This window comes from Sulfurimonas sp. NWX79 (assembly GCF_039667035.1).
In the GTDB taxonomy this organism is placed as follows: domain Bacteria; phylum Campylobacterota; class Campylobacteria; order Campylobacterales; family Sulfurimonadaceae; genus Sulfurimonas; species Sulfurimonas indica.
Genome location: NZ_JALCZL010000010.1, coordinates 1 through 19,000, shown reverse-complemented (window position 1 = coordinate 19,000; position 19,000 = coordinate 1). Strand labels below are relative to the sequence as shown.

21 protein-coding genes, 1 tRNA gene and 1 other RNA gene are annotated in these 19,000 nt (G+C 37.2%); 6 read left to right on the top strand and 17 right to left on the bottom strand.

The window, feature by feature from the left end; genetic code table 11:
• Window positions 1-33 precede the first annotated feature (33 nt).
• On the top strand, window positions 34-1,179 hold the full coding sequence (locus MNY27_RS05820) for an aminoacetone oxidase family FAD-binding enzyme (RefSeq protein ID WP_152184175.1): 1,146 nt from the start codon (window positions 34-36) through the stop codon (window positions 1,177-1,179).
• 34 nt (window positions 1,180-1,213) lie between these two features.
• Window positions 1,214-1,786 carry an outer membrane beta-barrel protein gene (locus MNY27_RS05815; RefSeq protein ID WP_152184174.1) on the top strand — a complete coding sequence of 191 codons (573 nt, stop codon included), beginning with the start codon at window positions 1,214-1,216 and terminating at the stop codon, window positions 1,784-1,786.
• On the opposite strand, the gene MNY27_RS05810 is transcribed toward MNY27_RS05815, so the two are convergent.
• Window positions 1,787-3,391, bottom strand: coding sequence for a transporter substrate-binding domain-containing protein (locus MNY27_RS05810; RefSeq protein WP_152184173.1), 1,605 nt, complete (start codon window positions 3,389-3,391; stop codon window positions 1,787-1,789). It abuts the gene before it with no gap.
• 83 nt (window positions 3,392-3,474) lie between these two features.
• Here MNY27_RS05810 and uvrB point away from each other — a divergent pair, with 83 nt between their 5' ends.
• Both uvrB and MNY27_RS05800 read left to right on the top strand, forming a co-directional pair.
• A complete protein-coding gene (gene uvrB / locus MNY27_RS05805; protein WP_152184172.1) occupies window positions 3,475-5,457 on the top strand; it encodes an excinuclease ABC subunit UvrB in 1,983 nt (660 codons plus the stop codon).
• Window positions 5,458-5,490: 33 nt separating this feature from the next.
• Window positions 5,491-6,060: a DedA family protein gene (locus MNY27_RS05800; protein WP_152184234.1), complete on the top strand. Its 570-nt coding sequence runs from the start codon at window positions 5,491-5,493 to the stop codon at window positions 6,058-6,060.
• Window positions 6,061-6,077: 17 nt separating this feature from the next.
• Here the strand turns inward: MNY27_RS05800 and pckA are convergent, their stop codons facing one another.
• A complete protein-coding gene (gene pckA, locus MNY27_RS05795) occupies window positions 6,078-7,664 on the bottom strand; it encodes a phosphoenolpyruvate carboxykinase (ATP) (RefSeq protein WP_152184171.1) in 1,587 nt (528 codons plus the stop codon).
• Between the two features lie 201 nt (window positions 7,665-7,865).
• Here pckA and MNY27_RS05790 point away from each other — a divergent pair.
• Window positions 7,866-7,940, top strand: a tRNA-Val gene (locus MNY27_RS05790).
• On the opposite strand, the gene MNY27_RS05785 is transcribed toward MNY27_RS05790, so the two are convergent.
• The 5 genes from MNY27_RS05785 to MNY27_RS05765 form a co-directional block, all read right to left on the bottom strand.
• Entirely contained in the window at window positions 7,919-9,340 is a 1,422-nt protein-coding gene (locus MNY27_RS05785) for an FAD-dependent oxidoreductase (RefSeq protein ID WP_152184170.1), read from the bottom strand. The two genes, MNY27_RS05790 and MNY27_RS05785, sit on opposite strands and share 22 nt — an antisense overlap.
• 2 nt (window positions 9,341-9,342) lie before the next feature.
• A complete protein-coding gene (locus MNY27_RS05780; protein WP_152184169.1) occupies window positions 9,343-10,023 on the bottom strand; it encodes a phosphoglycolate phosphatase in 681 nt (226 codons plus the stop codon).
• Between the two features lie 224 nt (window positions 10,024-10,247).
• Window positions 10,248-10,460: a hypothetical protein gene (locus MNY27_RS05775; protein ID WP_346391986.1), complete on the bottom strand. Its 213-nt coding sequence runs from the start codon at window positions 10,458-10,460 to the stop codon at window positions 10,248-10,250.
• Between the two features lie 360 nt (window positions 10,461-10,820).
• Complete coding sequence (locus MNY27_RS05770; RefSeq protein ID WP_346391985.1) at window positions 10,821-11,090, bottom strand: SH3 beta-barrel fold-containing protein; 270 nt, start codon at window positions 11,088-11,090, stop codon at window positions 10,821-10,823.
• Window positions 11,090-11,248, bottom strand: coding sequence for a hypothetical protein (locus tag MNY27_RS05765; RefSeq protein ID WP_346391984.1), 159 nt, complete (start codon window positions 11,246-11,248; stop codon window positions 11,090-11,092). The genes MNY27_RS05770 and MNY27_RS05765 overlap by 1 nt, the downstream gene beginning before the upstream one ends.
• A 163-nt stretch (window positions 11,249-11,411) precedes the next feature.
• On the opposite strand from MNY27_RS05765, the gene MNY27_RS05760 reads away from it, so the two are divergent.
• Window positions 11,412-11,654, top strand: a complete 243-nt coding sequence (locus MNY27_RS05760) for an XRE family transcriptional regulator (protein ID WP_346391983.1) — start codon at window positions 11,412-11,414, stop codon at window positions 11,652-11,654.
• A gap of 269 nt (window positions 11,655-11,923) precedes the next feature.
• Here MNY27_RS05760 and MNY27_RS05755 read toward each other — a convergent pair whose 3' ends face one another.
• From MNY27_RS05755 to ssrA, 10 genes are all read right to left on the bottom strand, one after another.
• Window positions 11,924-12,472: a phage terminase small subunit P27 family gene (locus MNY27_RS05755; protein ID WP_346391982.1), complete on the bottom strand. Its 549-nt coding sequence runs from the start codon at window positions 12,470-12,472 to the stop codon at window positions 11,924-11,926.
• A 107-nt stretch (window positions 12,473-12,579) separates the two neighbouring features.
• On the bottom strand, window positions 12,580-13,200 hold the full coding sequence (locus tag MNY27_RS05750; protein WP_346391981.1) for a hypothetical protein: 621 nt from the start codon (window positions 13,198-13,200) through the stop codon (window positions 12,580-12,582).
• A 6-nt stretch (window positions 13,201-13,206) separates the two neighbouring features.
• Entirely contained in the window at window positions 13,207-13,983 is a 777-nt protein-coding gene (locus MNY27_RS05745) for a PD-(D/E)XK nuclease-like domain-containing protein (protein ID WP_346391980.1), read from the bottom strand.
• A gap of 56 nt (window positions 13,984-14,039) precedes the next feature.
• Window positions 14,040-14,327 carry a VRR-NUC domain-containing protein gene (locus MNY27_RS05740; protein WP_346391979.1) on the bottom strand — a complete coding sequence of 96 codons (288 nt, stop codon included), beginning with the start codon at window positions 14,325-14,327 and terminating at the stop codon, window positions 14,040-14,042.
• Window positions 14,324-14,905 carry a replication protein gene (locus MNY27_RS05735; protein WP_346391978.1) on the bottom strand — a complete coding sequence of 194 codons (582 nt, stop codon included), beginning with the start codon at window positions 14,903-14,905 and terminating at the stop codon, window positions 14,324-14,326. Before MNY27_RS05735 ends, MNY27_RS05740 begins: the two co-directional genes overlap by 4 nt.
• Window positions 14,906-14,915: 10 nt before the next feature.
• Window positions 14,916-16,097, bottom strand: coding sequence for a hypothetical protein (locus tag MNY27_RS05730; protein WP_346391977.1), 1,182 nt, complete (start codon window positions 16,095-16,097; stop codon window positions 14,916-14,918).
• Window positions 16,098-16,109: 12 nt separating this feature from the next.
• On the bottom strand, window positions 16,110-16,292 hold the full coding sequence (locus MNY27_RS05725) for a helix-turn-helix domain-containing protein (RefSeq protein WP_346391976.1): 183 nt from the start codon (window positions 16,290-16,292) through the stop codon (window positions 16,110-16,112).
• Between the two features lie 79 nt (window positions 16,293-16,371).
• The gene (locus MNY27_RS05720) at window positions 16,372-16,989 is read right to left on the bottom strand and encodes a hypothetical protein (RefSeq protein WP_346391975.1); all 618 of its coding nucleotides are present in this window, start codon (window positions 16,987-16,989) and stop codon (window positions 16,372-16,374) included.
• Entirely contained in the window at window positions 16,990-18,231 is a 1,242-nt protein-coding gene (locus MNY27_RS05715; protein ID WP_346391974.1) for an integrase arm-type DNA-binding domain-containing protein, read from the bottom strand.
• Window positions 18,232-18,425: 194 nt separating this feature from the next.
• Window positions 18,426-18,819: a transfer-messenger RNA gene (ssrA, locus tag MNY27_RS05710) on the bottom strand.
• Between the last annotated feature and the right edge of the window lie 181 nt (window positions 18,820-19,000).

The following is a 19,000-nucleotide window of genomic DNA, read 5'->3' as shown; positions in this document are numbered from 1 at the left end:
ATTATTTGTGCAATTATATCGTATAATCTCTTTATGAAAAACTATGATGTACTTATTTTAGGTGCAGGTGCCAGTGGGCTTATGTGTGCTGGAAATCTGCCAAAACGACTCTCTGTCGGCATAATTGATGTCAATACAAAAGTGGCAAGAAAAGTAAAAATATCGGGTGGTGGCAAGTGTAATATCACAAATACGCATGTTAGTGTCAATAATTTTGATGCCCAGCAGCAGTTTTTAGAGAGACTTTTAAAAAAGTTCTCTCGAGATGATCTGCTTGACTTTTTAGAGAGAGGACGTATTGAGCTAGAGCTTCGAAAAGGAAGATACTACTTTTGTAAAAAAAGCTCTGATGAGATCATTAATCTTCTGCTGCGTCATGCAAAGTATGCAGAGATAATTTTAAATGAAAAGATTTTAGAGGTAAAAAAGAGCGGAGATAGTTTTGAAGTTCTTACAGACAGGGGTGTTAAAAGAGCGAAAAAAGTAGTAGTCGCAACTGGAGGAGAGAGTTTTAAAAATATAGGTGCGAGTGATATCGGCCTTAAAATTGCAAAAGATTTCGATATCAATGTTCAAAGATTTGAACCGGCTTTAGTAGGTCTGACACTGCAAAAAGAGCAGTTTTGGATGAAAGCACTCAGTGGACTCTCCTGTTTTGTGGAGATAAAAGTAGCAGATAGAGTTCTACGTGAGGAGATGCTCTTTGCACATAAAGGTATAAGTGGACCGGCGGTTTTGTCTACTTCACTTTATTGGAAAAAAGGGGATATCAGTATAAATTTCTTAGTAGATAAAGATATAATCTCTTTAATAAAAAAGGGTGGAAAGAAACTTGTATCATCTGTCATTCCTTTGCCAAAGAGATTGTCTAAAGCACTCTTAGAAGCCATAGAGTTTAAGGATAAAGAGTGCAGTAAAGTTCAAAGTGAAGAACTTGTAAAGCTCACGCAACTTCATAACTATACTTTTGCACCTGCGGGAAACTTTGGTTTTTCTAAAGCTGAGGTGAGTCGTGGAGGTGTTGTTACAGATGAACTGGACATTGAAACATTAGAAGCAAAAAAAGTCAAAGGGCTTTATTTTATAGGTGAAGTTGTCGATATAACGGGAGAGCTTGGTGGTTATAACTTCCAATGGGCGTTTTGTAGTGCCTATGTTTGTGCAAAAGCAATAAAATAGGTATAATAAATAAAATTAAAAAAAGGAAATCTACATGAAAAATAGATTGACTAAAGCAGCTTTAGCTTTAACTTTACTAAGTATACCAGCACTATCAATGGCGGATGAATATAATTCACTTTTTGGTATAGAAGGTGGATATAGCAATATTAATGTTGAAACTGCAGGTGCTGGAAGCGTAAAGATTCAAAAAAATGGATTTGGTAATGTAGGGCTTAAACTTGGTGCTGAATCTGAAAATTTTAGAATTTTTTTGAGTGCAAGATATTATGATGCAAAAGACTTCAACAAATTAAATACAATTGGTGGAGAGTTCCAATACAAGTTTAATTTTACAAAGCGTGCTAACTTTTTCTTGGGTGCAAATGCAGGAAAAGCATATATGAAAGTTGCTACAAATGGTACACAGCCTTCGGTAGATACAAGTACAGGATATCTTGGAGCAGATGCTGGCTTTAATATCCATGCGACAGAGCTGATAGATCTGGAAGTAGGTGCTAGATATATGAGTCTTGATAAAAAAGTAACACAGGGTGCATATACATATGATTTCAGTTCATTAACAACTGCATATGCAAGTATCATCCTTAAATGGCAGATGGATTAATTAATTATTTTTCATAATGAGTGTAAACATTGCACCTTTTGCAATGTTTTGCACATGTAATTTTGCAGACATTTTCTCTGCAATCTGCTTACTCATATAAAGACCTATCCCACTTCCTTTTCCTTCTGGTTTTGATGTTACATTTGCTTCAAAAATATGTGGTAGAATCTTCTTGGGAATACCTCCTGCATTGTCACGAAATTCAATAATTGTTTCATCTTCATTTTGTGTTACAGTAATAGAAATTTTTCTCTCTTTTATATCGTTTTCTATAAAAGCATCTTTTGAGTTGCTAATAAGATTGAGTAAGATGTGTTTAAACTCATTTTTTATTACTTTTATTGAGATCTCTGGATCGCAGTGAACAGAAAGTATGATGGAGTCTTTCATAAGTTCATCTTTTACAAGAAGTTCTACTGATGCTATAAGATCACGCAGCTTTACCTTTTCTGGCTCTTTGTCCGGCCTGAAAAAAGAGCGAAATTCACTGAGTGTTGTCAAGAGATGGTTTATCTGAATATCCATATCCTTTTTATACTGCTTGAGATATTTATCGGACACGAAGCCGTCTTTTTCTTCTAAAATAAGAAGTTCATTGAGCATCGTAATGGCATTGAGCGGTTGTTTCCACTGGTGAGCAACTGCATCCATCATCTCTCCAAGAACTGCATGTTTTGCTTGTTGTACGAGCATCTCTTGATTCTCTTTTTCAAGTTTTATTCTTCGTCGTATTTCTCGTTTAAGTCTCAGTGTCCAAAGTAAAACAGCGGTAACTATTAAAAAAGATATAATGGCTACCTGCCAAATCATTTTATAGTCAATTTTCTCTACATATTTATGTGTAATCCAATTACTGAGAATCGCTTGCTTTGTCGGCTCATCAAGAGAGTCAAATGCTTTATTTAAAATTCCCACGAGAGGTTTGTCTTTTGGATTGATTGCAAATCCAACCTGTGTAGTAAATTCGGTTTTTCCGACTATCTGTACATTGGAGAGTTGCATTGCATGAATAGCGTAGGAACCAAGAGCCATAGTTACAAGCATAACATCATATTTTCCAGTGGCTATGGCTTCAAGTCCTTCTTGAATATTTCTGACTTTATAAAAGTGGATGTTTTTATATTTCTCTTCAATCTTGTGGACATAACCATAATCTTTTATCATGACTATTTTTTTATCTCTCAACTGTTCGATATTGTCGATGTAAGAGCTTCGTGTACGCATGATAATGACAATGGAGTTTGATAAGAACGCTTTTGTAAAGAGATAGTTTTTGCGGAGGTAAGAGTCTGTTGTCTCCGTTAGCATATCAACTTTTCCACTTTTGAGCATTTCAAGTGACTCGTTCCATGATGTAGATGGAAGTACTTTGAACTTGAGACCGGTATTGGCCTCTATTACATTGAGACCATCAGAAATAATACCAATATATTCGCCCTTTTGTGTAAAAGCTTCAAAAGGCAACCAATCCGGGTCACCGGTATGTTTTATCATCTTGTGTTGTTCTAACCAAGTCTTTTCTTTATCGTTGAGCTGTAAAGAAATGGATGAAAAGAGTGTTGTAGAAAAGAGAGCACAAAGAACAAGCCAATGAAAAATGTGCATACCTATACCTTTTTGTTTTTTATATCATAACATAGTTTTGTTACCTGCTTTGTTATTGACTATAAAAAGCTATAATTTTATCAATGAAAAAAGATATAAATTTTGAAGTGGTTTCACCCTACGAGCCAGCAGGTGATCAGCCACAAGCCATAGAAAAACTAAGTCAAAGTATCCTTGATGGGAATCGTTACCAGACACTTGAAGGTGTAACAGGCTCTGGTAAAACACATACGATGGCGCGTGTCATTGAAAAAACGAAACTGCCAACCATTATTATGACGCATAATAAAACACTCGCAGCACAGCTTTACTCTGAGTTTCGTCAGTTCTTTCCAAACAATCATGTGGAGTATTTTGTCTCCTACTATGACTACTATCAGCCTGAAGCTTACATTCCACGTCAGGATCTTTTCATTGAAAAAGATTCAGCTATCAATGATGAACTGGAGCGTCTGAGACTCTCAGCTACGGCGAACCTGCTTAGCTACGATGATGTTATTGTCATTGCTTCAGTTTCTGCAAACTATGGTTTGGGAGATCCCCAGGAGTATCAAAGTATGGTACAGTCTGTAGCAGTCGGTGATGAGATAGGACAGAAAAAACTACTGCTTCGACTTGTAGAGATGGGTTACTCACGAAATGATAGTTATTTTGACAGTGGGCACATCCGTGTCAATGGTGAGAGCATTGATATCTATCCGCCATATTTTGAACAAGAGGCGATTCGTATAGAGTTTTTTGGGGATGAGATAGAAGCGATTTATACCTTTGATGTGATAGATAATAAACGACTTGAAGATCATAAAAAGTTCACTATCTACTCAACAAGTCAGTTTACCGTCTCAAAAGAGAAGATGGCAGTAGCAATCAAACGTATAGAAGATGAACTTGATGAGCGGCTTGCATATTTTCAAAAAGAGGGAAAACTTGTAGAATATCAGCGTCTCAAGCAACGTGTTGAGTTTGACTTAGAGATGCTCCAAACTACGGGAATGTGTAAAGGGATTGAGAACTATTCCAGACTGTTAACCAACAAAAAGCCGGGAGAGGCTCCTTTTACACTACTGGATTATTTTGAAGTGCGACATAAAGATTATCTGATAATTGTTGATGAGTCGCACGTATCATTGCCACAGTTTCGCGGGATGTATGCAGGAGACAGAGCTAGAAAAGAGGTACTTGTTGATTATGGCTTTCGTCTGCCTTCAGCACTTGATAACCGTCCTTTAAAACTTGAAGAGTACATCGAAAAAGCACCACATTATCTTTTTGTCTCTGCTACACCAAATGAGTATGAGTTAGAGAGAAGCGCTGTAAAAGCAGAGCAGATTATTCGTCCGACCGGACTGCTTGATCCTATCATTGAAGTAAAACCTGTAGATAATCAGGTTGAAGACATCCATGATGAGATCAAAAAGATAGTTGCAAAAGATGAGCGGGTACTTTTAACGGTGCTGACCAAAAAGATGGCAGAGGCTTTGACAAAATACTTGGCAGATTTAGGCATCAAAGTGCAGTATATGCACTCAGATATCGATACCATAGAGAGAAATCAAATCATACGAGCTTTACGTCAGGGAGAGTTTGATGTGCTTATTGGAATTAACCTTCTGCGTGAGGGTTTGGATATTCCGGAAGTGAGTTTAGTTGGGATTTTAGATGCGGATAAAGAGGGCTTTTTGCGGAGTGAAACAGCACTGATTCAGACTATTGGACGAGCTGCAAGAAATGAGAATGGTCGGGTGATTTTGTATGCAAACAAGATGACGGGCTCAATGGAGCGTGCTATTGAGATAACGAAAAAGCGTCGAGAATTACAAGAAGCATTTAATAAAGAGCATGGTATTATGCCTAAGACAACGAAACGTACACTTGATGAAAATCTGAAGATTGAAGATGCAGGCGGACTCTATGAAAAACATAAAAAAATGGATAAAATGCCGGCATCAGAGAAAAAGGCACTTGTAAAAGAGTTGTCATTAAAGATGAAAGCAGCAGCCAAGGAGCTTAATTTTGAAGAGGCAGCACGACTTCGTGATGAAATAAAAAAAATAAAAAAACTGTAAAAGAGCAGATTGAAAAATAAGGATATAACAGGAATGGAAGATACATTTAGCAACTTGGTAACCTACGGATATATAGGTCTTTTTATCTACTCACTTGGTGGTGGATTTATCGGGCTTGTGGCTGCCGGAGTGCTTAGTTTTATGGGAAAGATGGATTTAACAACTTCAATAGCTATCGCATTTGCCGGTAACGCTCTGGGAGATATCATGCTTTTTTGGCTGACACGTTATCAGAAATCTATGATGATGAAAGGGCTGCGTAAACACAGAAGAAAGTTGGCACTTTCGCATATGTTGATGAAAAAACATGGTGACTGGGTGATTTTTATTCAGAAGTTTATCTATGGTTTGAAAACTGTAGTACCGATTGCCATTGCACTTACAAAGTATGACTTTAAAAAGTTTGCGATTTTAAATGTTTTTGCAGCAGCTATTTGGGCGCTTGCTTTTGGGCTTTCTAGTTACTATTTTGGAGCGGCTCTGAAGTCTTTTGCTATTTATATCAGTGAAAACAAATGGCTTGCACCTGTGATTTTACTTGTAATCGGTGGGAGTGTTTGGTTTTATTTGGAAAAAGCTACGAAGAAAAAGGTGAAAAAGTAAGGGTAAACCAGAGAAAATTATTTCTCTAGTTTTGGTCCTGCTGCTGAGAAGTCAAATTCACTCTCTGCATCTTGGTATTTTTTGAAGTTTTCTATAAACATCTTTGCAAGTTTGTCACGTGTTGCATCAAACTCTTCTTTGTCTTCCCATGCATTACGTGGGTTAAGGATGTCTGGATCGATATCTCCGAGTGTTTTTGGTACATGAAGACCAAATGTTTTTGTAGTGCCAAACTCACTCTCTTTGATAGTTCCATCAAGGATTGCATTGATACAAGCACGTGTATCTTTTATACTCATACGCTTACCAACACCATATCTTCCACCGGTCCATCCTGTGTTTACAAGGTAGACACTTACATCATGCTTGTCAATCTTTTCACCTAAAAGTTTTGCATAAACTGTTGGATGCAGTGGTAAGAAAGCCTCTCCAAAACATGCTGAGAACGTTGCAACAGGTTCTGTGATTCCGCGCTCTGTTCCTGCTACTTTTGCAGTATATCCACTTAAGAAGTAGTACATTGCCTGCTCACGTGTAAGTTTAGATACCGGTGGCAGTACACCGAAAGCATCTGCCGTTAAGAAGATAATGTTTTGTGGATGACCTGCCATAAGGTCTTCTTTATGATTCTCAATATGCCCGATTGGATAAGATACACGAGTATTTTCAGTTTTAGAACCATCCTCGTAATCTACTTCACCGTCATCATCCATAACAACATTTTCTAGTAGGGCACCTTTTTTAATCGCTCCATAGATTTCAGGCTCACTTTTTCCATCTAGGTTGATGACTTTTGCATAACATCCACCCTCGAAGTTAAATACCCCATGGTTATCCCAACCATGCTCATCATCACCGATAAGTGCACGGTTCGGGTCAGTAGAGAGTGTTGTTTTTCCTGTTCCGCTAAGACCAAAGAAAAGAGCTGTATCACCCTCTTTACCAACGTTCGCAGAACAGTGCATAGCAAGTTTACCTTCTAATGGTAGCCAGTAGTTCATCATAGAGAAGATACCTTTTTTCATCTCTCCGCCGTACCAAGTACCACCGATGATAGCCATGTTGTTTTCAATGTCAAACATTACAAAGACTTCAGAGTGAAGACCATGTTCTTTCCACTTTTTATCTACTGCTTTACAAGCATTAAGTACTGTAAAGTCTGATTTAAACACTTCAAGTTCTGCTTCTGTTGGACGGATAAACATATTTTTTACAAAGTGTGATTGCCATGCAATTTCTGAAATAAAGCGGATCGATCTTTTTGATGCAGGAGATGAACCACAAAATACATCTGTTACATAGAGATCCTTTCCAGAGAGTTGATTACGAGCTACATCTAAAAGCTCATTGAATACTTCTTCACTTACTTTTTGGTTAACATCACCCCATGCGATATATTTGTTTGAAGGATCGCGGTAAACAAAATATTTGTCTTTTGGACTTCTTCCTGTAAAGATTCCCGTGTCAACTGCTGTTGCACCTTTTTTAGTAAGTTTTACTTCACCATTGTCTAGTTCATGTTGAATCAACTCGTCATAACTAAGATTATGAAAAACCTTACCGACATTTTTAATTCCAATATCTTCTAATTCTGTTACATTCATGTTTTACCTTCGGGGTAATATTTATATGGATACTTTCAAGCATCTTCTTATGAGTGAAATTATACTACGTCTATACCTAAATTAAAAGTAAAATTTTGAGAATATTGCAATATTTTTCAAAAGAAAATAGTCATTGAAAAAATCTTTAAAAAAGAAAATTACTTTAAGGAATTTGTGCTAGAATTTCACTCATTAAACAATGTTCGGGTAGCTCAGGGGTAGAGCACTTCGTTGACATCGAAGTGGTCGGAGGTTCAAATCCTCTCTCGAACACCATAATTTACAGATGCCAAAGATTTTGGGTATTCTCTCTCCAAGCATAACTTCTCAGCATAATTCGTGATCGTTTCACTCTCTATTTTTTTTGCAGTGGAAAAATCTCTTTTACCATACATCTCTTTATCTAAAATATTTAAATCAATCAGTTTTTTTGTGATGGCATCAGCCATAGTAAGAATGGAAGATGCCTTGACAATTTCACAACGTGCATATCGTTCTCCTTCAAAGGAAACTTCTGAAGCTCGAAGTGTAGCATCATCACCCGGAATTTGCTGTGCTCCATAAAGAGGTTTGGAAGCGACTTTTGATGCTTTAAAAGCCGGCATAAATTTTGAGATATGCTCAATTGCCCGTGTTGTTCGCTCTTTTGTCACAGAAAATTTCCAGCCTTTATCAATCTTTTCTATAAACTTAGATTCGAGTTTTGGTTGTGCACTGAGTTTTGAGCTTTTTGCCAAACCATCTTCAAAGAGTGTGATTTCTTTTGTCATTCCATGGAGCTGAAAATAACCGTTTGGATAAGGGGTAAACTGTGCCATGCCGTTTGGAGTACCTCTTTTCCCATAGAAGATGATTTCCGGCCAGACTGTTTCATTTGTCTCCCATTTTGTAACATAAGCCGCTTTAAATTCAACCAGACGTTCTCTTTTGATACCAAGCATATCATCAATAACACCACTCTGAAATCCTGCAGCATTGATAAGATAATCAAAGCGTTCATTTTCGATAATAAATGAGTCTTTCTTTTTGATGATTTCTTTTACAAAAGTGTTTGTTTTAAGCGTAACATTCTCTTTTTTCTGTAGTGCTAATGAGCTGTTTGCCGCAATACGAAAAACATTAAGCCCATACTCCTGTACCAATATCAGAGGAAATTTTATCTTTGTTAAATCAAGGTTTTTGGCAATGGGAATAAGCCAGTCATCCAACGTTTCAGGATGCTTTTTAACTGTTTCTTCTCTTAGTTTTTCAACTTCTTCTTTACCAAAGAGCTTATAGTACTCTTCACTCTCTCCAAGGACTTTATTACTTTCATCTTTTTGTATAAGAGATGCATACTCCTTTTGGAGTTTCTCAAGCCTTGAAAAAAGCTCACATGGTTCTCCTGTATCTGTTGTGGGTATGGCAATAACAGTAGGACGAAAATCGATTGCGTGAGGATAAAATCTCAAAAGCTCTATGGATTGTTTGAGCAATTTTATGCACTGTGCATCATCTATCTCTCTATAGAGATTACCTCCCGCGTGAAGATGACACATTGGAGGGCCGCTTACAAGTGAACTGTTTTTTTCAAAAAGTGTAATCTCAAGAGGAAACTCGCTAAGGTAAAGTGCAACGGAAGCACCGGCAATTCCTCCTCCAATAATGGCAATTTTTGCTTTGTTCTCTTTTGACATTGTTATTTCTCTAAAAGTGTTGTCAAATCTGCAAATGTATCAATAACAGCGGAGGGGTGATAAGTGCGGATATCTTCACCGTAATTATATCCATAGCTCACGGCAATACTTTCAACTCCCGCATTTTTTGCAGCTAAAATATCATTTTTTGAATCACCTATCATAAGAGTTCGCTCCTTGGCAACTGCTAACTTTTCACAAATATGTAAAAGAGGAAGTGGTGATGGTTTTTTCTCTGGCAGTGAATCTCCACCAAGTAATAGTTCAAAGAGCCCTGAAAGACCAAGTCTTTCTAAAATTGGTTCGATAAAATCATAGGGTTTATTGGTCACAATTGTGAGTCTGTATCCATCTGCTTTTAATTTTTGCAGTGTTTGTGCCACGCCATCATACATAACTGTTTTATTACAAAGCATCTCTTTATACAAAGAGAGAAAAAGAGAGAGGGCTTGAGTAAATTCTGTATCTTCTTGAAAATCGGATATGTCATTTTTCCCTAAGAGAGCTCTTTTTACTAAAGTTTGTGCACCATTTCCTACCCAATAACGTATAGTATCTTCCTCAAAAGGTTCTTTGTTTATCTGTGTAAGCATTTTATTGAGTGCATCAGCCAAGTCCGGTACACTGTCTATCAAAGTACCGTCAAAATCAAAAATGAGTAATTCTTTATCTGTAAATTTCATAAGTTGATTATAACACAGGAGATAATTTATTTATGATTATTATTAGTTAGTATTATGAAAGTTTAAGAGGAAGTTAAAATATTTGGTGGAGACGTCCTGAACATAACCACCATTATTTTATGGGATTAAATCAGTGTTGTTTTAAATTGAGCCCCCTAATCAGCCCCCAAAAATTCTAGTTGCCTGCTGCAAAAAGAACTGGCATTAATATAATACTGCAAGGATTATATCTTATTCCTTATATTGATTATTTCATCTAACTCTCTCGTAGCCAACTCTAAAACACTTTCAACAGAGTAAAAAGCATCTCTTATATAGTCCTCGTTCCAGGTACTTGAGTCTTTTAACAAGTCTATTAGTACCATAGCACCTCTAATATATACCTTTGCCATATCTGCATTATCTATTGCTTTTATTGTTTGTTGTTGATAACTCATTTTTCTATCCTCCTTTTTAATCCTAGTACGCTTACACTAAACGATTCTTTAAACATATTCATTGTATTTTGTGCGTTATGTTTTAATATAATGCTGACTTGTTCATTAACCCGTTCTTCAAACTCATCTAACAATCTTTCAAGCTTCTTCTCAACTTCAATAATCTCTACTTCGAGAACCTGAATTTGCTTATTTGCTTATTTGCTTTTTTTAGTTTTTTCTTCATAATACATACTCCCATCTTTCAAATTTATCTGCAATTTTTTTAACATCATCTGCAACTGAAACATTTACAATCTTATAACCACCTGGTAAATACACTTTTATTTTCATATTTTTGTCTCCTTTAGAGCGTTGAGGTTAGATAACCTCGTAAGTTGATCCATTCACTTTTAAGCGTTGGATCGTCTCAAGATTTATCATGCGATAACCTCCGGCCATCATATCCCAGACAGTCATCAAGCTGTTTTTCGCACTTGCCCCGTTCTTACCTCCTTTTAGATTTTTGGCAACGCCTAAGCGCACTATCATTTTTCTTACGCTGCCATCCTTTTTGATAAACTCGCACGCAAAGATTTTTCCGTTTGTCGCTTTGATAAGCTCCGCTGTTTTATATCTTGATACTTGCATTATGCTATCTCCTCATATGTGTAATAAGTTGCTTCTATATACTCTGTAATTGCCTCTTCGAGTCCTATATCTAAAGCTGCATCCATAATCTCTAAAAGGTCTTCTTTGCTAACCTCATCTTTAATTTCGTTCCAGGTTGGATAAGTTTGAGTTTGCATTTTGTTTTCCTTTTTTATGATTAAATCATATTTTATATTCACTATTATAGTATTAAATCATAATAAAGTCAAGTATTTATTAGTATTTAGTGCAAAAATGTATATCGAATAGTTGCATTTAGTGCAAATATGCTATAATTACGCAAAAAAAGGTCTCTGTAAAATGGAATATGAAACATTCAAACGAGTACTCAAAGAGAATAAGCTCTCCTTAAAAGCATTTTCTGAGTTAGCAGGTGTAAAGTATGATACTTGTAGTAAGTGGGGTAAGGATGGTCGCCCTGTTAGTGACTGGGTAGAGTCCTGGCTAAATCTCTACATAGAGAATAAATCATGCAAAGAGCTTAAAACGATGATAAAAGAATCTGGTCTGTGTGATGAAACACTTGAACAATTTAACGGATAGTGATATAATACGACTTGAAACACGTTATGTTCTCCTTAATACTTAGGACTGATTATCTTAGGTTGTGGTGAGCAATAGGGCTAGGGCTTCGGCTTTAGCCCTTTTTTTTTGCCGTTTTTTTACGGTTGGTTTGTGGTGTGGGTGGGAGCTTGCCACGGGAGGCATAACGTGTTCTTGAAAATTGTAGTGGTCTTTTTAGTGTTAATGGTCTTTGCGCCATATTTGCACTAATCAAAAAGAGGGGATTAATCACCCCCTCGGCTGCTACTCTACACATCCACGTCAATATCTTGTATTGCTTCCATGATGTTAAACATGCTCTCCTTATCATCAACTTCTTTGTTTTCAATATTTGCACGCTTACGGCTTGCTATAGAGAGCCCAAATTCTTTTCCTAGTGTTGCAAGCATTTTGGCAGCTGACTGTAGAGCATTGAATTTTGGATTTAGATAGGGAGCCCCTTTTTGACTTATGATTACTTCTCCCTCTTTTAATACCTCCTTTTCAAGACGTATGTATCTGGCAAATTGATTTGCTAATGTTATCAGTAGTGTTTCATCTGCTTTTGTTAAGTAGCCTTCACGCTCTCTTTTTATCTCTTCAAACTTTCTAACGGCCACCATATCGATGAGGTCACCATGCATACCAGGTGTTACCTCATCATGCGAGTTGTGCTTATTTCGTTTTCTTGGATTGTTCCATCCGTGCCGAGATGTTAAGTTTCTGATGTGTGATTCGCTACAGCCGTGTATTTTTGCTAGTTTAACATTGCTAAAAGCACCACTCTCAACATCAATTTTTAACTGTTTCAAGTCCATAAAGGGTGCCCCTTAAAAAGTAGTTTTTGTGTAAGTTTTGGGGGGGCTGACGATATAGCAGAGCTATATATAGCAGCTATTAATACCCCCCCCGGTCATCTATAGCATTAATCCTCTACCGGTGGCAAAATCATATCATCAAGATCAGAGCTGCTGCTATCATCAACTACCTCTGCCTCAATGTCTAAAACTTCCTCCTGCGATTTCATACCCATAAGAAGGTCGGGGACATATGCTCTGGCGAAGAATGTACCCGCTCTATACATAAGCATTAACTCCGGCATAGTTTTCCATTTGGAGCCGTTTTTGCTAAGCCATCCCTCTTGCTGTGCCATCTGCATTGTTACGGTAGAGCCTTTGATTTTATTCTCTCCTTGCATCGCATAGGCATAGCATGATGTTCTCTCCTCGTTGTATTCAAAGAGCAGCGGAGTATCAAATCTCTTTGAGGCATTTACAAGTGCTATCATAAACGAAGCGCTAAAGCTTGGCTTTCCGTGTATCACATATAAATTTTGCATGACACTAAAGACCGGCATGTTTAATCTGTTACTCATCTCTAATGCAAGCAATGTGTTTCCCAGATTGCCGCTAAACTGTTTTGGAACCAAATCTGATGTAGCTAGTGCCTTAGCCATTCTTTGTGCGCTCTCGAAGCTCTGAACATCTGCAAACGGTGTTAATTGACTCTGTGTGTTGTTTTGTTGTGTCGGTAATGTTTCCATCATATCTCCTTAGTATGTTTCTAGTTCGTCTTGTGTAGCTGTGGTCCAGTCAGGTAGTCCAATACTTTTGACTACATTTGCTTTGTTTGTGTTGAGGTAGGTTACATAGTCGTTTAATAAGCGTTGGTACTCATCTCTTCCTCGTTGTATTGCCTTCTGGTCTAGTTCATAGATGCTGACAATATAGGGTGCTGTTTTTTCAACGGTAATGAAGATAAAGCGACTTGCCTTTTTCCCATTGAGCTGCAGTGTGTCAATATACCATGCAGCTTGACGGTGGTATCTGTAGTCATAGATTGCTTTTTTAAAACCGTATTCACTGTTGTCTTTGGTCGTTTTTACATCAATTACAAGCCCTTTGTCCTCTATGAAGTAGTCAGGTCTGCATTTTCTGACTATGCCGTTTTCATCTGCTGCAAAATGGGAACTCTCTGCTACGCCGCCTTTGAGTAAGCCTCCGGCGATTGCCTTTATATTAAGGGCCATTTTCTCTATTGTCGCATAGTCGCTTTTTGTAATTGCCGTGCGCTCTCCTAATCCTTCTAAAAACTTTGCGTGAGACTCTTTGCCTGCTTTTGTATTTTTTGGCAGATCAGGCGCTATTGCAAACTCTTCATGAAATGTATCTGTCTCTAAAACGAGCTTATGCAAAGCGCTTCCAAATTCTAAAGAACTGCCAGACAGTTTGAAAAGCTCTTTAAAATGCAAATGTACAGGTGAACGCTCCAAAAGCCTAAAGTCACTTGAACTTATCCCTTTGGTCTCATGATATTCTTTGTTTGTCATGATATAATCCTTATGTTAAATTACTCTGTTCTGCAGAACTGATCGAAGAGCACTTTTTAATGCTCTTCAATTAACCCTGCTTTGAATAGTCCTAGCTTTACCTCATCAACCGACTTTGCCACAAAGGCTATACCGCCACTTTTTCTTACCTGCTCCAAATGCCACTTTTGCAGTTCTGATACTCTGCCTTTTGCTGCTTTTACTTCTATGGCTATAAAATGCCCTTTAAAGCTCATTAAGAGGTCAGGGGTACCTGAGCTATTAGTAACTATTGTTTTGACTGTATAAGCGCCAATACTCTTTAAATAATCAATGATTTTCTTTTGTATCTGTTGTTCGTTCATATTTTTATACCTTTATTTTCCTCTGCCCACTCTCTTATATTTGCTATTGTCATTTCATCTCCTCTATGTATTTCTCTTCTTATTCTTGCTTTGTATCCATCTTTGTTATAAATAGTACCTTTGCTTATTAAGAACTGTAAATATTCATCTACTAGATTCTTATCTATTTTAAAAATTTCTGCATCTTTATTGTTATTATTTCTCTCTCTATATGTATGTGCATCCTGTGTATAAGGGTGTGCATGTGGTGCATAAGGGTGCACCTTTAGCATCTCATACACAAGGGTAAGATAAAAACGGCTGTATATATAACCTTTTTTAGGTGCTTTTTGGCGTTTTTTCTTGATAATTTTTTTGCTCAAAAGTGCCTCTAAAATATGTGAAATTTTTCGTTTTGATATGCCTGTTTTTTTGCTCCACTGAGAAATGCTGATTCCGTCGCTTTTTTTGTTGTATAAAACGGTCTGTTTTAGCAGTACAGATATAACTGTAAATTCATAGTGATCTATCTCATTTTTATCTAACATTAGTAAGTAATGAGAGGACAAATCGGCATAAATCTCTTTGATATTTCCCACGGAAAAAGCCTTAATACTCAATATCTTTTAAGAACATACGCGCCTTAAAGTCCTGGTGCTTTTGCGCTACTGCATTAAATACAGCTTCAGACACCCATCCTCTTGCCATAAGAATATGTACTTTTATAGGTGTTTGCCGTTTTGCTGAGGCCTGGCGTGCGTTGCGCTGCTGAAACCTTGCAGTGCTGTAGTCCATTGAAGCTATGACTAAATGCTCTATATGTGAGAGTTCAATACCCTCTGCGTGAGCATGAGAGCTTAGAATAAGAGCGTTTTTAAACTCCCGCTCAAATATCTGTCTTTGCCCCACCCATCTTGTCATTATGGCAAGGTCTTTTGTATCTCCCCAGTGCTGCTTAATGTAGTTTATGTACTCTCTGTTCCCCATATCAAAATACTCATCGCCTACTTTTACCGCTCCGCATTCAATCTGATACAAACCGTTGATGAGTTTGAGAGGAGTGTCTGCAAAGTAGTTGTCTATAACTCGCGATATTTTAAATCTGTTGAGGTTACTTTGTGTCTCTTCGTTGAGTGGTACATAGTGCTGCACTATTTCAGGCTCATACTTAAACCCTAGCTCTTTTCTCTCAAGTTGAATAAGATACTCTTTTACCTCATCGAGTACTTGACTTCTAGCGTTTGAATAGTCATTAATAATGCGCCCGAAGATATGCTTTTGTTTGACACTCACATAGCCGGCTTTCGCCCATTTGTAAAAGCTTTTGTATTTACTGAATGGATGTGCAGCACATAGCCATAATGGGTGAAACCATTGCGAGGCACTCTCCGGTGCAGGTGTTGCAGATATAAGCACCTTTGGTGTGTTAAACCATCTATCACGGATTATTTTTGCTTTTGCCGGTGTCTTTGGATAGGAGCTTATAGCATAGTGAAATTCATCAAGTATGATGAGGTCAAAGGCTTCATCTATCTTGTGGATACTTTCATAGTTTATAAGCGTGTAGTCTTTTTGTGCGTCATAAAGCTTTAGGTCACTTTTGATGCCGTCAATAGCAGCTTTTTTTGTAATCCATAGAGCCTTTTTTACACATGGAAGATTCTCTATAGCATCTATAGTGGCCAAAGTCTTACCGCTTCGCTCCGGTGCCTGCAAAATTGCAAGTGCCAAACTATTGATTTTCTCTTGTATCTTATGTGACACTTCTACCTGGTGAGGATATAGTTCCATGACAGATAAACTTTAGTGTCTGATATGAGCGAATTTTTCAAGCTCTGTGCGATGGATTACTGTTACTCTTGGGCTGAGTTTATGCGCTTTGAGCTTACCGTCTTTAATATACTTCCATACTGTAGATTTTGCTACACCTAAATATTTGCCAGCTTCTACTACTCTGTAGTTTTCTTTTTTTACACCGTAGTCCATAATCTTTTCCTTTGTATTTTATTGGTCTATTGGTGTAAGTTTATTATAGTTTGATTTTCAAAGGTGTTTTAAAATTAGCTTAAATATATTTTAATATTTGAGAGATCTTTTTACTTCTATTAATTCCGACATTTTCTCCCTGTAGTAATCGTTCAAGAAAATGTCTTTCAAATCTTAATTGATGCTCATATGTATTTGTGAGTTTTCTTTTTCTTGTTTTTCTTTTTCTTGCCTCTGAATACCCTCTTTTATACGATTTTAAAAATGTGTTTCTACGAACAACATCATAAATAATCTCAGCTTCTTTATTTGTATTTATCTGAGATAAAATTTCATAAATAGTTAAGTCATTATCTTGTGGATAACATACAAATTTATTAATCTTAGAAACAAAAAAAGGGACTAAATTTTTTTCTTTTGGTAGTGTTAAAATCTCTGCAAGTTGTTCAAGCATATAAATATCATTATTGCCAAGATATTCGCCAGCTTCTTTTATTATTTCCATCCCATAGCAAAATAAATAATATTCCTCTTCTTCATTATATACTTTCCAGTATATATCGTCATATAACAATGATGCCTTACGAGTCTTTTGTAACTTTTTCCAGCTTTTTCTGACATTTTTCTCTCTCTTTAATCTATCAGAGTAAGTACTCTCGTAAATTGAAGCTCTATTTGTATCAAATATGCTTTTCATTTAATTAATAATTTCATCAAGATAGTTACTCCACCACTGCATAAGCTCATGCCTTTCGTTGAGGTACTTTGCCCTGTTGTATGCCTGGCTTACACTGTTGCCAACGCTGTGAGCGAGCTGTGTCTCTATGATCTCAAAGCCAAAAGGGCTCTTCTCGTGTGCTATGGTGCTAAACATTGCCCTAAAGCCGTGAGGTGTAAACTCCTCTGTTGTGTAACCCATTCTACGAACGGCCCCCAAAAGAGCCCCGTCACTTAGTGGTGTTGTTTTACTTTTTGTAGATGGAAAAAGGTAGGGGCTGTCGGAAGAGTATTGTCTTATCTCCTCGATGAGGTCCATAACCGTATCACTTAGCGGCACTATAAACTCATCTTTTGTTTTCATTTTCTTAGCCGGTATCACCCACTGTCTGGCTTTGATGTCAATCTCACTCCATAGTGCCAGCCTTGCATTAGATGGGCGAACGAATGTATAGGCAAGCAGTAAAAGGGCATATTTTGTAGAGAGTTCACCGCTATACTCCTTTATACTTGTAAGTAGATTTTTAATACCGGCTTTGTCTGTGATTGTCGGATAATGCTTCTTTTTAGTATTCCCTACCAAATCAGATAAATCGAGCTGTGCCGGTTGGTTCGTGATTTGGTAATCTGTCTCGGGATTATTTGGATTGTCTCTTGTGATAAGTGTTTTAAATGTCTTTGAAATGGCATAGTATAATTTTTTTGCGCTTTCAACTGCTCCACGATCTGCAACAGTAGTAATGATTGTTTTTATATTATTTGTTGTAACTTCGCTTATATGCTTATCGCCTATTACCGGATAGGCATCATTTTTAAAAGCTGTGATAATTCTGTTATAGTGTACTTCACTTATATCCCCACTCTTTAAGCGTTCTTCGTGCAGCTGCTCTGCTAAAAATTTAAAAGTAAATTTTGTGCGTTGGAACTCTTGCTTGGTCTGTATCTTTTTTTGTTGTTTTTTCGCTGCAGGATCTATTCCGTCAGCTATTATTTTTCTGTTTGTCTCACGCAACTCTCTTGCTCTTTGAAGAGTAATATCAGGATAGGCCCCCAAAGAGAGCTTTTTCTCTTTGCCATCAATACGATATTTTAGCTTCCAGTGTTTGCCACCGGCTTTAGTGACTAAAAGATATAAGCCCCCGCCGTCACTCATCTTGTAATCTTTACTTTGTGCTTTTGCCTGTTTTATCTGTGTAGCAGTAAGTGGAATAACCCGTGCCATCGGTAGATCCTTTTGAAATTGGGGGCTTATTTTAAAGTGCAAAAGGGGCCGATTGTCATTAAGCCCCCTAATCAGCCCCCAAAAAGTTTAGATAACTATACTATACATTAGATTAAGTTAGACTAAAGAAGTGTGTTTTGTTTCGTATTTTAGGGTATTTTGTGGACTTTATGAGATTGCTTTATATTGTTCGATGGTGGAGACGTCCGGGATCGAACCGGAGTCCTAGAGCCAACTATCTGCGGCGTCTACATGCTTAGAAAGGTTGTTTATTCTTATCTTGCTTCACACAACCTGCAAAGCTACACAAGACCAGTCTCTTTTATTCGTCATGAGCTGAGACAGACTCATGATATATCTAAATAAAGGGTTATACTTCTTCATTCTCTTTGAGAAAATCCTGCTTATTTAGAATCCACAGGTGAAGCAGCCCGTCCTCTTTAAGAGGGGGTAAAACTTAAGCTACTGCTAAAGCTGGGCGATAATTTGTATTGTTTGCATTTATTGCAAGATGAGCCGTGTAACGGAGTTGCTCAGTCCGACATGCAACCGCAGACGATTGACTCCAGTCGAAGCCATGTCGTCCCCAAAATAACTACAATTATGTAGCAAAAGAATTATATCAAAGATTATGTTTAGTTTGTTAATATTTCCTAAGTTCAAATCATAAATGCAATTTTCTTGAAGAAGCGATAAGAAGGGGTTAACTGAAAATAAGTTATCCTTTTTTCGCCAAAAAAGAGGAAAATTATTTATGAAAAAGTTCAAA